The 13,955-nt window shown below is 72.8% G+C and carries 12 protein-coding genes; 1 reads left to right on the plus strand and 11 read right to left on the minus strand.

Annotation, left to right across the window (positions count from 1 at the left end):
* Positions 1-8 precede the first annotated feature (8 nt).
* From blsF to ACIPLC_RS25395, 3 genes are read right to left on the minus strand one after another with little or no spacing between them, the layout of a single operon-like run.
* Positions 9-920, minus strand: coding sequence for a CGA synthase-related protein (gene blsF, locus ACIPLC_RS25385; RefSeq protein WP_400475312.1), 912 nt, complete (start codon positions 918-920; stop codon positions 9-11).
* Entirely contained in the window at positions 908-1,909 is a 1,002-nt protein-coding gene (gene blsE, locus ACIPLC_RS25390; protein ID WP_400475313.1) for a cytosylglucuronate decarboxylase, read from the minus strand. Before blsE ends, blsF begins: the two co-directional genes overlap by 13 nt.
* Before the next feature lie 36 nt (positions 1,910-1,945).
* Complete coding sequence (locus tag ACIPLC_RS25395; protein WP_400475314.1) at positions 1,946-3,148, minus strand: hydroxymethylcytosylglucuronate/cytosylglucuronate synthase; 1,203 nt, start codon at positions 3,146-3,148, stop codon at positions 1,946-1,948.
* 536 nt (positions 3,149-3,684) lie between these two features.
* On the opposite strand from ACIPLC_RS25395, the gene ACIPLC_RS25400 reads away from it, so the two are divergent.
* A complete protein-coding gene (locus ACIPLC_RS25400) occupies positions 3,685-5,331 on the plus strand; it encodes a carbohydrate binding domain-containing protein (RefSeq protein WP_400475315.1) in 1,647 nt (548 codons plus the stop codon).
* Between the two features lie 132 nt (positions 5,332-5,463).
* Here ACIPLC_RS25400 and ACIPLC_RS25405 read toward each other — a convergent pair whose 3' ends face one another.
* The 8 genes from ACIPLC_RS25405 to ACIPLC_RS25440 all read right to left on the minus strand — a co-directional run bounded on the left by ACIPLC_RS25405 (position 5,464) and on the right by ACIPLC_RS25440 (position 13,702).
* Positions 5,464-6,102: a hypothetical protein gene (locus ACIPLC_RS25405; RefSeq protein WP_400475316.1), complete on the minus strand. Its 639-nt coding sequence runs from the start codon at positions 6,100-6,102 to the stop codon at positions 5,464-5,466.
* A gap of 218 nt (positions 6,103-6,320) precedes the next feature.
* Positions 6,321-7,496 carry a hypothetical protein gene (locus tag ACIPLC_RS25410; protein WP_400475317.1) on the minus strand — a complete coding sequence of 392 codons (1,176 nt, stop codon included), beginning with the start codon at positions 7,494-7,496 and terminating at the stop codon, positions 6,321-6,323.
* A 183-nt stretch (positions 7,497-7,679) separates the two neighbouring features.
* Positions 7,680-9,068 (minus strand): MFS transporter, encoded by a 1,389-nt coding sequence (locus ACIPLC_RS25415; RefSeq protein WP_400475318.1) that lies wholly within the window; start codon positions 9,066-9,068, stop codon positions 7,680-7,682.
* A complete protein-coding gene (locus ACIPLC_RS25420; protein WP_400475319.1) occupies positions 9,065-9,211 on the minus strand; it encodes a hypothetical protein in 147 nt (48 codons plus the stop codon). Before ACIPLC_RS25420 ends, ACIPLC_RS25415 begins: the two co-directional genes overlap by 4 nt.
* 119 nt (positions 9,212-9,330) lie before the next feature.
* Positions 9,331-10,683, minus strand: a complete 1,353-nt coding sequence (locus ACIPLC_RS25425; RefSeq protein ID WP_400475320.1) for a phosphomannomutase/phosphoglucomutase — start codon at positions 10,681-10,683, stop codon at positions 9,331-9,333.
* A gap of 93 nt (positions 10,684-10,776) precedes the next feature.
* Positions 10,777-11,979: a glycosyltransferase family 4 protein gene (locus ACIPLC_RS25430; protein ID WP_400475321.1), complete on the minus strand. Its 1,203-nt coding sequence runs from the start codon at positions 11,977-11,979 to the stop codon at positions 10,777-10,779.
* Positions 11,976-12,707, minus strand: coding sequence for an NDP-sugar synthase (locus tag ACIPLC_RS25435; protein ID WP_400475322.1), 732 nt, complete (start codon positions 12,705-12,707; stop codon positions 11,976-11,978). The genes ACIPLC_RS25430 and ACIPLC_RS25435 overlap by 4 nt, the downstream gene beginning before the upstream one ends.
* An 11-nt stretch (positions 12,708-12,718) precedes the next feature.
* Complete coding sequence (locus ACIPLC_RS25440; RefSeq protein ID WP_400475323.1) at positions 12,719-13,702, minus strand: NAD-dependent epimerase/dehydratase family protein; 984 nt, start codon at positions 13,700-13,702, stop codon at positions 12,719-12,721.
* Positions 13,703-13,955 lie beyond the last annotated feature (253 nt).

The following is a 13,955-nucleotide window of genomic DNA, read 5'->3' on the forward strand; positions in this document are numbered from 1 at the left end:
GGGGACGTTTACAGCGGCGCGAGCAGCAGTTGGCGGACGGTCCGGGCGACGTGCTGGGCGCCGCGCAGGTCGTCGAGCTCCGGGCCGGTCGCGGCCCACTGGGCGTCCGCCGGCGGCGGCTGCCAGACGGCCGGGTCGGCGGGGTCGGCCGCCGACGGCACCGGGACGAGCCGGGTGATCTGCTCGGCCAGCTCGTGCTGGGCGGCGCCGAGCGGCGGGAGGAAGACCAGCGGGGCCCGGCGGGCCTGGGCGAGCGCGACGGCGGCCAGGGTCGGTGAGGCGATCAGCAGTTCGGCGCGGGCGTGCAGGGCGTCCACGTCCACGTCGGCGGCGCGGTCGGCCGTCACGTCCGCCAGACCGGAGACGGCCGCGCGGACCAGGTCGGTCGCGGTGTCGCAGACCACCGTGCAGGAGCCGGTGCGGCGGACGGACTCCCGTGCGAGCAGCGGGAGTCGGTCGGTGGTGAAGGCCTCGGCCGCCGGCTGCGGCACCTGCCAGAGCGAGAGCAGCAGCAGTGTCCCCCGGCGGTTGCGGCCGCGGGCCAGCCGGGCGGGCGCGAGCAGCCCGGTGGGCCGTGCGCCGCCCCGGTGCTCCAGCCAGCCGGGCCAGTGCGCGCGGGACAGCAGCCGGTCGGTGGAGACGGGGACGAGCGCGGCGGGGGCTGGAGCGGGGGCGGCGGCCGGCGCGGAGACCAGGTGCAGCACCGGGACGCCGAGCGCGGTGAGCCGCGCGGTGGTGGCCCCCTCGTCGCAGACCAGCGCCGCGCGCGGCAGCGGCTCCTCGGAGGTGAGCACGGTCCGGGGCAGGTCGCCGAGGTGTGCGGCCACCCGGCGCAGCGCCAGCAGCGAGTCCAACTGCCCTTCGCGGCAGGCCAGGAGCAGCGCCGGCTGCCGCCCGGCGTGGGGGTTCAGTACCGCCACGGCGCCACCGACCCGAGCCGGGCGACGTCGTCGCTGTACCCGGCCGCCGTGGTCGAGCAGCCGCCGCACACCTGCGGGCCGCGCTCGCGGAAGTAGTCCGCGTGCGCCCGGAAGGCGGGCGTGTCCAGCAGCAGCACCCCGTTCTCGCGCACCGGCGCGCCGCCCGGCCCGGCGGCGCCGTCGCGGTGCGGGATGCAGCTGCAGGCGTGCATCCGGCCGCCCTTGCCGTCGATGTAGATCACGTCGTCCGCGACGTGGCAGAGCGGCAGCGAGGCCCGGGGCGGGGTCGAGTCCTCGAAGTAGCGGGCCTGCTCCTCCGGGGTGTCCCCGTAGAAGCGCTTGCCCATCGGGATCAGCACGGCGTCCGGGTCGGCCGCGTAGAGCGGGTCGCAGACCGCGCGCACGTGGTCCGGGTCCGGGTAGCGGATCGTCCGGTCCAGCTTGAGCGCCGACAGCTCCCACTGCTGGACCCCGGCCTCGGTCAACACCCGCTGGAGCTCCGGCATCTCGGTGTAGTTGTGCGGGCCGACGACGGTGTTGACGCGCGGCAGCACGCCCAGCTCCCCGGCGAGCCGCAGCCCGCGCAGCCCGCCGTCGAACATCCCGGGCGAGCGCCGGTAGGTGTCGTGGGTGGCCGCCGAGGCGCCGTCCAGGCTGACGATCACCTGGGCCAGCCCGGCCGCCGCCAACTCCGGTGCGAGCTTGGGGAGCAGCGATCCGTTGGTGATGATCGACATCTTCATGCCGGCCGCCGCGCCGCACCGCACCAGCTCCACGACGTCCGGGTGCATCAGCGGCTCGCCGCCGGTGAACCGGACGTAGTCCACCCCGGCGGCGCGGGCCTTCGGCAGCAGGTCGGCGAAGTCGGCGAGCGGGAAGCGGAAGGTGTCGCGGGAGAGCGCGAAGTCACACATGAAGCAGTCGGCGTTGCAGGCTTCGAGGATGCGGATGAACAGGTAGCGAGAGCGCGTACGCGTGGTGGAGGACACCCGGGACCGTTCCTGGCTCGTGGTTCGACGGGGGGATCAACGGACGGGGGCGGCGGCCCCCAGGAGTTCGACCAGGGCGTCGGCGACCTGCGCCGCGCCCCCGGTGCCGACGGCGGTGGTCAGTGCGCCCCAGTCGACGCCGGGGTCCGCCTCCAGGCGGCGCAGTACGCCGAGGAGGGCCTGCCGGACGGCCGTTGCGGTCTCACGGCGGTACTGCTCGGCGGCGCGGGAGATCCCGCCGTAGATCAGGTCGAGTGCACGCCCCTCGCCGTCGGAGCGCAGCGTCAGCGCGTCCTCCTCGGTGAAGACGGTCTTGGGCCAGGCGACGCGGACGTCGGTGCCCAGCGCCCGGCTGTGGAAGCGGCCGTTGAAGATCTGGCTGAGGTTCTGCGGCGGCAGGCAGACCGTCGGCACCCCGAGCTGGCCCGCCTCCAGCAGTGTGGTCAGCCCGGGCGAGGTGAGCAGCAGGTCGCACGTGCCGAGCCGGTCGAGGAACTCCTCGTGGGTCAGTGCGCCGGCGGTCGTCCTGGCGGGCGTCGAGCAGGCGTCCACCAGCCGCCCGGTGAGCGCGGCCGGCAGGTTGCCCGCGATGTGCACCTCGTCGACCCCGTACGCCGTCAGCGCCTCCAGGGCGGCGGGCAGCACGATCCGCGGATAGCCCGACCAGTCGGTGAGGTGCGGGGCTCGCAGCCCGCCCAGGTTGAGCAGCGCCCGCCGGGGCGGACGGGCCGGCGTGGCACGTCCGGTGGCCGTGCCGTTCGCGATCACCGCGTCCACCCAGCGGAGCCGGTGGACGTCCGCCAGCACCCCGGCGCACTCGGGCGGCAGTTCGACGCACCGCTGGGCGCAGTAGACGTCGGCGTCCAGCGGCAGGTCGTCGCGGTCCCCGTCCGTCCACAGGAACGGCAGGCTGTCGACGAACACCACCGGCACGCCGCAGGAACGCAGCGCCTTCGCGAGCCGCCCGTCCAGCACCACCAGCGCCGCCCGCACCCGCTCCGCCCGGACGGCCTCGGCGACCGCCTCGTCCAACTCCCCGTCCGGCAGGTCGATCCAGCGCTCCACCGGCTGACCGGCCAGCACCGGCCGCCCCAACCCCGAAGCCAGCCCGACGAACCTCAACCCCCCGCCCCGGTGCCCCCGCAGTGCGGACAGCACCGCACTGACCTTCCCGGAGCTGCCCCACCCGAACTCCACCCCGGCGACGGCAACGGTCCGGACCTCGTCGTCAGCCTTCATCCGCTCCTGCCTCGCACCGCATCGGCCCCGCGCACACCCGCCCCGACCGGAGCAGCCGCGCACCTTCGTAGCAGCGCGGGGGAGCAGGCTGTTGGCGTACCGACGGACACGCGGGGCGATCCACCCTCCCAGGTGAGCGGCGCGAACGCCGCGTTGACGCCTGGCGCCCGGTGAGCCCCGAGGCGGCGCGCCCCGACGGGACGTCGACGAATGCCTGACGCCGGGTTCCGGCGTCGCCCGACCGAGTCGCACCCTTCGCTATTGGTCCAGACCTATTGACGGGCCGTGCCACCCCTCCTACGATCCGGTCCGGCACAGCCCCACATGTCCCCACCTCATCCACAGCCGGGCGTCACGCCCCCACGCGTCGGTCATGTCCATGACGCCCGGCCGGAAGGGAGCACAGCATGTTCCGACGAAGGTCGCGTCCTCCACGTCCGTCGGGCGACTTCCGCCCCAGTCCGGACCCTTGCCGCCTCGAAGGCGACCAGGCCGGGAGCGAGCCGTTCCGAGCTCCTCGCCCGCAGAGGGCGGCCGTGGAACGCGCAGCGCAGGTGAACCGGACCAGCCGCGCCCAGCACGGACCGACCGTCCTGCGGCGCTCCCTCGCCGGGGTGAGCGCCGCCGCCGTCATCGCTGCCGGCGTCGCCGTGGCCGGTTCCGTCACGGCCGGGGCCGCCACCACCAACCTGGTGGCCAACCCCGGATTCGAGAACGGACTCTCCGACTGGACCTGCTCCAGCGGCTCCGGCGCGGTCGTCGCCAGTCCGGTCCACTCCGGCGCTTCCGCGCTCAAGGCCACGCCGACCGGCCCAGACAGCGCCCAGTGCACCCAGACCGTCAGTGTGCAGCCCAACTCCCAGTACACGCTGAGCGCCTACGTCCAGGGCAGCTACGTCTACCTGGGCGCCACCGGCACCGGCGCCGCCAGTGACCCGTCCACCTGGACACCGGGCAACTCGTCGTACGGCCAGCTCAGTGTCGGCTTCACCACCGGGCCCAGCACCACCTCGGTGACGGTCTACCTGCACGGCTGGTACGGGCAGCCCGCGTACTACGCGGACGACGTGTCGCTCACCGGCCCCGGCGGCAGCAGCCCCACGCCGACCACTGCGCCGCCGACCACTGCGCCGCCGACGACTCCGCCGCCGACGACTCCGCCGCCCACGACTGCGCCGCCGACTACCCCGCCGCCCACGACTCCGCCGCCGACCACCCCGTCGGGCGACACCTGCCCCACGAAGCCCAGGCCGTCGGGCAAGGTCCTCCAGGGGTACTGGGAGAACTGGGACGGCGCCGCGAACGGCGTCCACCCCGGCATGGGCTGGGTCCCCATCACGGACAGCCGGATGGCCGCGCACGGCTACAACGTCATCAACGCCGCCTTCCCGGTGATCCTCTCGGACGGCACCGCCCTGTGGCAGGACGGCATGGACGCCAACGTCAAGGTCTCGACCCCCGCCGAGATGTGCCAGGCCAAGGCGGCCGGGGCGACGATCCTGATGTCGATCGGCGGTGCCGCCGCAGGGATCGACCTGAGCTCCAGCACCGTCGCCGACCGGTTCGTGGCGACCGTCGTCCCGATCCTCAAGAAGTACAACTTCGACGGAATCGACATCGACATCGAGACCGGCCTGTCCGGAAGCGGCAGCATCGGCACGCTGTCCGCCTCCCAGGCCAACCTGGTGCGCATCATCGACGGCGTGCTGGCCCAGATGCCCGCGGGCTTCGGCCTGACGATGGCCCCCGAGACCGCGTACGTGACCGGCGGAAGCGTCACCTACGGGTCGATCTGGGGCGCCTACCTGCCGATCATCAAGAAGTACGCCGACAACGGGCAGCTGTGGTGGCTGAACATGCAGTACTACAACGGCAGCATGTACGGCTGCTCCGGCGACTCCTACCAGGCCGGTACCGTGCAGGGCTTCACCGTGCAGACCACGTGCCTGAACAACGGCCTGACCATCCAGGGCACCACCGTCAAGGTGCCCTACGACAAGCAGGTGCCCGGCCTGCCGGCCCAGCCCGGTGCGGGTGGTGGCTACCTGGACCCGGGCCTGGTCAGCCAGTCGTGGAACGCGTTCGGCGGCGCGCTGAAGGGGCTCATGACGTGGTCGGCCAACTGGGACGGCTCGAAGGGCTGGACCTTCGGCGACAACGTCAAGTCCCTCCAGGGGCGTTGACCGCCCGCTGACCTCCCGCTGACTTCCCGCGCCCCGGTGCAGGCTTTCGAGCCGGAGCCGGTCACCGACCGGAACCGCCTCGGAGCCGAGCCCGGGGTGCGGGTCGTCGAGCGTCGTCCGGTCGAGGTGCGCTCAGTAGCGCTGGGCCTTCACCACGACCGGGACCAGGGCCAGATCGGCCGGCTGTCGGCTGAAGGCGATCGGCGTGGCCTTCCCGCCCGGGGCCACGTTCTCGGCACCGACGACCGCCGTGTCGACGGCGTGGCCCGAGGCATCGGTGAAGTCCACCTGGACCGCGTAGGACGCGCTCTCGCGGGTGCCGTTGACGATGGTCACGACGACGGCGTGGAGGCCGCCGGTGGTGGATCGCGGCACGCCGGTCAGGGTGACGTCGGAGGTGGCGTTCCCGGGGCCCTCCACGGTCTTGAGCACCTCGGCCGCCTTCGCCCGGTTCTGCGCGGCCTGGGCGTCCACCGATGCCTCGAACGCCGAGGCGGCAGCCGCCGCCGAGGCCGAGCGTGCGGACACCGAGGCCGAGGCCGACTCCAGCGCGGAAGCGAAGGCGGAGGGCGGTTCCCCGGAGAAGCTCGACGGGTTGGGTGCCTCCGACAGCGTCGTCCCCGCCGCGTTCGTCGGCGTCGCGGGCCCGGATGAACCCCCGGATGAGCACGACGCCACGAGGAGTACGACCATTCCTGATGCCGCGGCGAGGGCGGCGACCCTTCGCGGCAGCCGGGGGCCGCCGCCCTGGCTGGTGTACAGCGTACGCATCACGCACAACCCTCCGGTCATCCGGCCGGCCGTCGGTGGACACATGCAGACCCGCAGCCGCCCGGTTCGTGCTCTCCATGCTTTGTTCTGCACGTCCGGACGACGAGCGGTGCTGGGCCGTCCGGACGGCACGGAGCATGTCCGGCGGTCGGAGGGCGGTGGGGGGCGGTCGGTGGCCGGGCGGTCGCTCGCCGTTCCCCGTGGGTGGCGCGGTGGGGTCAGAGGAGCCGGTCGCGGTGGCGGGCGGCGGCTTCGCGGACCAGGCGGGCGAAGCCTTCGCGGCTGCGGTGCCGCTGCTGTTCGGCCCGTTCGCCGTCCGGGTCCTCGCCGTCCGGGTCCTCGTCGCCGGTGTCGAGGTGCGCTTCGTCGAGGTCGTCGTACTCGGTGTGGAGGAGCCAGCAGCCGTGGATGCCGGCGAGGAGGTCTTCGAGGAGGTCGCGGGCGGGGCGCTTGGGGTCGAGGGGGGTGAGGCGCAGACCGGTGTCCTCCGGGTCGGCCTCCTCGTCGTCGGTGTAGTCGTCGGCGTAGTCGTCGAGGGCCTCGTCGAGGTCTTCGAGCTGTTCGCGCAGGCCGGCGGGGTCGGGGAGGAGGCCGTCGGCGATGTGGAGTGCGTGGCGGACGAGGCCGGTGACGGCGTCGTGGGGGGTGTGGCCGACGTCGAGGAGTTCGAGGACGAGGGTGGGGGTCTCGTGCGGGAGGTTCTCGATGCCGTCGGCTTCGAGGAGGACGGCGGTGGCGTCGTGGCCGGAGGCGTCGGCGGTGACCTCGGCCGCGGCGGCGAGCCAGTGCGCGGCCGCGACGGCGGCGGCGGTCGGGTCGATGTCGGAGAAGAGGGCGACGGAGCCGAAGGGGTTCTGCTCCAGCAGGTGGTCGGCGGCGGCGACCTGGACGGGGGAGGCGTCCTCGCGGCTGAGCAGGACGGCCTGCTGGGCGCGGCCGGTGAGGCTGCCGAGTTCGGCGCTCTCGACGGCGGCGAGTTCGGTGACGGTCTCGGCGAGGACGGCCTTCGTCAACTCGGGTTCGCCGAGGGCGTGCAGGGCGCGGCCGGCCTGGTGGGCGGATTCCAGCAGGGGGCTGTAGGAGACGGTGAGCAGGCCGCCGTGGGGCAGGTTCGGTGCGGCCACGGCCTCGGCGACGTCGCTGAAACCGTCGCGTTCCTGTTCACGGCGCCAGCCCTCGGTGTCGGGGTCCAGGGAGCCGGCGGCGCTGGCGGGGTGGGTGTAGGTCCGCCAGGCCGCCTCCGACAGCCGGGTCAGCGCGCCGGCCAGGCGCAGGAGCATGGCGGTGGGCGCGTCGGCCGGCAGGGCCGTGATGCGGGTGGCGAGGTCGCCTTCGCCGGTTCCCCACGTGGCGATGAGCTCGTGCCGGTTCGGGTCGACGCTGTAGCGGGTCATGATGCCTACCTTCGGGGACGCGCGGCAGATTGCTCGGCTGACGGCAAGTCTGGCGCATCGTCCGGTCCCGGTGGGCGAAGCTCAGCCCGGGCGCGAGCGGACGGCCCCGCCCACGGGGCCCTGGCCCGGGCACTCACCACCCCCGCCCTGCTGACACCCACCCGACATCACCAGCACGCGCACTCACAGCAGCAACCGGCCACGGGTCTCGGGCATCCAGCGGGACAGGGCCAGGGCGGAGGCCGCGCTGATCGTCGCGTACACACCGAACGCCCCGCCGAGCGACAGCTCCTGCACGAGGGGGAGGAACGTGGTCGCCACGACGAAGTCGGTCGCCCAGTGGGCCGCGGTGGCCAGACTCATCAGGACTCCGCGGGCACCTGCCGGGTAGATCTCGGCGATGTAGACCCAGAAGACGGCAGCAGGGCCCACCGCTCCCGCCATGATGAAGAAGCACAGCAGTGCTGCGGTCGGCGCCCCCGTGAGCCCGAACGGCTGCGCCACCGCGATACCGACGGCCGCGACCGCCATGACCAGCAGCCCGCCGATCATCGTCTTCCGGCGGCCGACCCGGTCGAGCAGGGCGATGGTGACGATGGTGGCGGCCACGTTGCACAAGCCCACCAGGACGGCTCCCAGGATGCCTCCGGCAGCGGTCACGCCACTGCCCCCCAGGATGGTCGGCACGTAGTAGATCGCGGTGTTCAGACCGGTCAGATGGACCAGGACGGCGATCGCCAGTCCCAGGGCCACCCAGCGGGGACCGGCCAGCGCGCAGGCCTGCCTGAGGCTCACGGCGCGGCCGGCGGCGGGCCGGGTGGCGGTCGCCGTCGCGGGGCGGACACCGGGGGAGGCGCGCTGGTGGGTCCGCACCCGGGCGCCCGGGTGCGTCTCGGGGCGGTCACCGGGGGAGTCGGCTGGGCCGCCCGGGTCGGGCAGGGACAGGCGCCGGGCGGCGCTCGCCGCCCGGGCGGCGTCTCCCCTGGTGTGCAGCCAGTCCGGTGATTCGGGCACCAGGCACATGCCGGCCAGCAGCACGCACGCGGGCAGGAGCCCGAGAGCGAGCATCCAGCGCCAGGCCCCCGCGGGTTCCAGGAGGTAGGCCACCACGTAGGACAGCAGGAGCCCGACCGTGATCATGAGCTGGTTCAGTGTGACGAGCGCGCCGCGCTGGGCGGGCGGAGAGATCTCGGAGATGTACAGCGGGACGGCGAACGAGGTGGCGCCCAGGGCGAGTCCGACGAGGAACCGCCCGGCGAGGAGCGCGGTGGAGTCCGAGGCCGCCGCCGAAACCGCCGTTCCGAGGGCGTACACGGCTGCGGCGGCGCCGATGACCGGCCGGCGTCCGAACCTGTCGGCCGGCCGCCCGCTGGTGAGAGCGGTGAGCGCCGCGCCGAGGAGGGCGGCCGAGACGACCGCCCCCTGCTGCCACGACGACAGGGCGAAGGTCTCGGCGACCAGCCGCAGGACTCCGGCGATCACACCGATTCCGTAGCCGAACAGCAGCCCCCCGACGGAGGCGACGCACACGGTCAACAGCCGCGCGGTGCCCGGGGGGACGGGCGCCGTCATCGCGACACCCCCGCGCCTTCGTCGACGGCCGGCTCCAGGATCGGCACCGAGCGGTCGGGGCTCCGGTTCAGGCGTGCGGACAGGAGGGAGCCGGCTGTTCCGGCGCCGATGACGACCTGGTCGCAGGAGGGGGCCAAGCCCATGGGATGCCCTTCTTCGAAGTGCCGTAGGCAGGGGTGGGCCGAGGCTGGATCAGGTCGCCACCACGCCTCGACGCACCGTCAGGCACCCCCACACACACAGTAACGTGACGACGTCGGCGTCAGGACCGGATCAACGCGAGGACCTCGTCCCGAAGGCGCTCCATGGTCTCCTGGTCGTCCGCCTCCACGTTGACCCGAAGGACCGGTTCGGTGTTCGAGGGGCGCAGGTTGAACCGACTTCCGCCCGGCAGGGCGACCATCAGACCGTCGAGCCGGTCCGTGCTCGCCCCGGCCCGGTGTCGATAGCGCTCCTCCACGTCCCGGATCGTGGCCGCAACGTCATCGACGACACAGTTGAGTTCACCGGACAGGGCGAAGTGACTGTGCGCGGCGATCACGGCGGACAGCGGCCGGTCCTGTTCACCGAGGGCGGCCAACATGTGGAGCGCGGCGAGCATGCCGCTGTCGGCGCGCCAGAAGTCCCTGAAGAAGTAGTGCCCGGAGTGCTCTCCGCCGAACACCGCGTCGTGCTCTGCCATCAGCGCCTTGACGTGGGAGTGCCCCACGCGGGAGCGGAAAGGGCGTCCGCCGCGGCGGCGGATGCTCCGCACGGTGGCCTCCGCGGTGATCAGGTTGTACACGATGGCCGAGCCGGGGTGCCGTGCCAGCTCCCGGCCTGCGATCAGGCTGATGACGGCGGACGGTGAGATCGGCCGACCGCCTTCGTCGACGAAGAAGCAGCGGTCGGCGTCACCGTCGAAGGCGAGCCCGAGGTCGGCGCCCTGCCTGCGGACCTCGGCCTGGAGGTCGACGAGGTTCCTGGGGTCGATGGGGTTGGCCTCGTGGTGGGGAAACGTGCCGTCGAGTTCGAAGTAGAGCGGGACGAGGTCGACGGGCAGGCCCGCGAAGACCTCCGGGGCGGTCAGGCCGGCCATGCCGTTGCCCGCGTCGGCGACGACCTTGAGGGGACGGATCCCGGTGAGATCGACGAGCTGACGCAGGTGTGCCGCGTACTCCTTGAGGAGCGGTTTCTCCGTCCGGGTGCCGCGGGACGCGGCCGGTCCGGCGGATTCCCCCGCCACGAGCCAGTCGCGGATCCGGCCGAGGCCGGTGTTCTCCCCCAGGGGGGCCGCGCCCTTCAGGCACAGCTTGATGCCGTTGTCCTTCGCGGGGTTGTGGCTGGCGGTGATCATGGCGCCGGGAAGTCCGAGCGATCCGCTGGCGTAGTAGAGGTAGTCGGTGGAGCCGAGCCCGGCGTCGATGACGTCGGCACCGGCCCGGCGGGCGCCGTCGCTGAACGCCCGCGCGAGCATGGCGGAGGAGGGGCGCATGTCCCTGGCCACCACCACCCGCGGGGCGGCGGTGAACCGTATGAACAAGCCGCCGATGCGTTCCGCGACCTCACCGTTCAGTTCGGCGGGGACTTCCCCGCGGATGTCGTAGGCCTTGACCAGCCGCGCGTAGTCGGACACGGTCACCCCTTCACGAGGTCGGGCGTCGAGCGTGGACTGACCGGGTGGGCCGGGGCTGCGGGCGGCGTGCCGCCCTCCCGGTGGGGGCGGGCTTCACGACGACCCGGCCAGGGACGCCGACCGCCGACGACGCGCCATGGCCACCCGGTAGCCGTCCAGGGTGTCCGCGACCATCTTCCGGCTGCTGAACTCTCGTTCCGCCGTGGTGTACGCGTTGGCCGCCAGCTCGGCGGCCAACGACTCGTTCTTGAGCACCCGCAGTATCCCTTCGGCCAGTGCGGGCGGGTCGGTCGCCGGCACGAGCAGGCCGTCGACGCCATCGGTGATGACGTCGCTGATGCCGATGACACGGGTGCCGACGACGGGCTTGCCGGCGCGCATCGCCTCGACCACGCTGAACGGAAGCCCTTCCGCCAGGGAGGGCTGGACCACCAGATCCGCCGCGGCGTAGACGGCAGGCATCGCCTCGGCGCCGAAGTCCTGGCGGAGAGCGACCAGTTCCGTCACACCGTCGCGTTCGAGCCGGTCCCACACGCTCTTCTCGTACGCGTAGTCCGAGACCCTCCCCGACAGGAGCACCCGCACCTCGGGCAGCTCCGCCGCGACCAGGGGCAGTGCCGCGGCCAGGTCGAGCTGGGCCTTGCGGGCGGACACCCGGCCCGGGAGGACGATCAGCCGTTGGTCGGGGGAGACGCCGAGTTCCGTGCGCAGTGCGGAGCGCAGGTGCCGGGCCACGTGGTCCGGTGGCGCGTCGGGAACGCCGTTGTGGACGAGTCTGACGCGGTCGTCGGGGGCGCCGAAGCGGGCAGCGCGCTCGGCGAAGAAACGGCTGGGGGCGAAATACATGTCGACGGGGAGGATCTGGAACGACAGGCGGCACCGGCCACGGCCGAACCGCTCCAGGTCGGGGCTCTGCTCGTGCAGCGAGCACACCAGTGCGGCGTCCGTTTCGAGCGCCACGATGCTCGCCAGGATGAGCGCCTCATGGCTGTTGGCGTGGACGACGTCGAAGCTCTCGCCCTGGAGCACGGTCCCCAGTTCGTCGAGGACGGAGTACTGCATCTGTCGCCATTTCACCTTGTCCCGCGCGTCCAGACGGCCCGCGAAGTCGCGCAGCCGCAGGACCCGCCCCGCGATCTCCTCGCGCTCCCCGGGCAGGTCGTCCAGCCATGACCCGTCGGTCGCGATGACGACCTCGTGGCCGTCGGCCACGAGCCCCTCGCACAGCAGCCGCGCATAGGTCTCGGCCCCGCCGTGCAGGGGTTCGTAACTGGAGGTCAGCATCAGGACCTTCATCGCTCCACCCCTTCGGTGAGCCAGGGAATCAGCCCACGACCGGCGTCCTCGCCGGCCTCGCGCAGTGAATCGGGAGTGCCCACGTCCCGCCAGTAGCCGGTGAGCCTGTGCGCCCCGACGGGTTCGCCGGCGGCCATCAGCGCAGGGGCGAGCTCGCTGGCGTAGTCGTAGACGACGCCTTCGGGGATGTGCTCGATGATGCGGGGGTCGAGGCAGTAGGCCCCGGCGCTGATCCAGTGCGTCTCGTCGTCGGGGACGTCGGGTTTCTCCCGTGAGCCGCGGATCCGACCACCGGGGTCGATGTCCAGCACTCCGTAGCGGCGTGCCTGCCGGATCCGCGTACAGGCGAACGTCAGGGCGTGTCCTCCGCGCGTGTGCGCATCGACGAGCCGCTGGAGCGGCTCGCCCATGATGACGTCGCAGGACGTGACGAGCACGGCGTCGAAGGCGGCCAGCTCCTCGTGGAACAGCCGCAGCGCTCCGGCGGGCCCGGTGAGGCGGGGCTCGGTCCGGGCGTGGACGGGCACCTTCGCCGTGGTGCCGTCGAGGAAGCGAAGGACCTGCTCGGCCTGATAGTGCAGATTGAGGTAGAGGTCCGTGACGTCGGTCTCGGCACACCGGTCCAGCAGGTGTCCCAGCAGCGGCCTGCCCGCCAGGGGCAGGAGCGGCTTGGGCGTCCGGGCGGTGAGTGCTCCCATCCGGCTGCCGCGGCCGGCTGCCAGGATCATCCCCGCCAGCCTCATCCCGCCTGCCCCGCCTCGGTGGAAGCCTGCGTCGGCGAGGGGCGGGAGGTCAGCCAGGACACGACGGAGTCGACCCCGTCCTCCAGCGTCGTCCCGGCGGTCCAGCCCAGTTGGGCCTGGGCGCGGGCGGGATCCAGGCACCCCCTGCGCACCTCCCCCGCCAGCGGCGGTCCGAAGCGGGGCGGCAGCGAACGGCCGATCCGCTTCTCGACCGCCGCATGGATGTCCAGGACCGAGCTCTCCCGGCCCTTCCCGATGTTGATCAGCCCGTGGCCCTGGTCCATGGCCCGCACGAACGCGTCGGCCACATCGCTCACGTGCACGTAGTCGCGCGTCTGCAGCCCGTCCCCGTTGATGACACAGGTCTGCCCGGACAGCATGCGCTGCGCGAAGATGGACACGACTCCGGCCTCACCGAAGGGAGTTTGGCGGGGGCCGAAGACATTGCCGAGGGCGAGCGCGACGTAGTCCAGGCCGTAGGTCTCGTGGTAGAGGCGCAGATAGTCGACGGCGACGGACTTGGTCAGCCCGTAGAAGGAACTGGGCACCCGGCCCGTGGACTCCGTGATGGGCACCCCGTCCTCACCGGCGGGCCCGTAGATCGTCCCGCCGCTGGAGGCGAACACGACCTTGCGGCTCCGGCTGCGCCGCGCCGCTTCGAGCATCCGCACCAGGCCGATGACATTGACCTGGGCGTCCAGCAGAGGGTCCCGCATCGACACCTTCACGCTGAACTGCGCGGCCAGCAGCAGCATCACCTCGGGCGCGAAGCCCTCCACCGCGGCCGCGGTGGACTCGTTGACCACGTCGGCCGTGAGAACGCTCAACTCGGGCCAGCGGGCCTCGCTCTCGGCGAGATTCGCCCGATCGCCGGTGGAGAAGTCGTCCACCACCATGACGCGGTGTCCTTGCGCACACAGCCGGTCGACGATGTGCGAGCCGATGAACCCGCCGCCACCCGTGACGACAACCTTGCTCATGTCTTGTCCCCTCTCGTGGTTCGCCCATGTGTTTCACATCCGGAGCCGCCGGATCACGCGGCGGATCCGGGTGGCCCCGCCGCAGCTGGAAGTCGCCCTGGAGGATGTACGGGCCGGCGGCTGCCGGGGACGCGACCAGGTGCGCCGCGGGGGCGGCGTCGACCGTGTCCCCGGCCCGCACGACACGGTCGACGCCCCCGCCGGCCGACTCCGCCACCCGCTGTCGGCAGCCCCTCGTGGTGCGGCTGTCGGC

The organism is Kitasatospora sp. NPDC086801 (assembly GCF_044745805.1).
In the GTDB taxonomy this organism is placed as follows: domain Bacteria; phylum Actinomycetota; class Actinomycetes; order Streptomycetales; family Streptomycetaceae; genus Kitasatospora.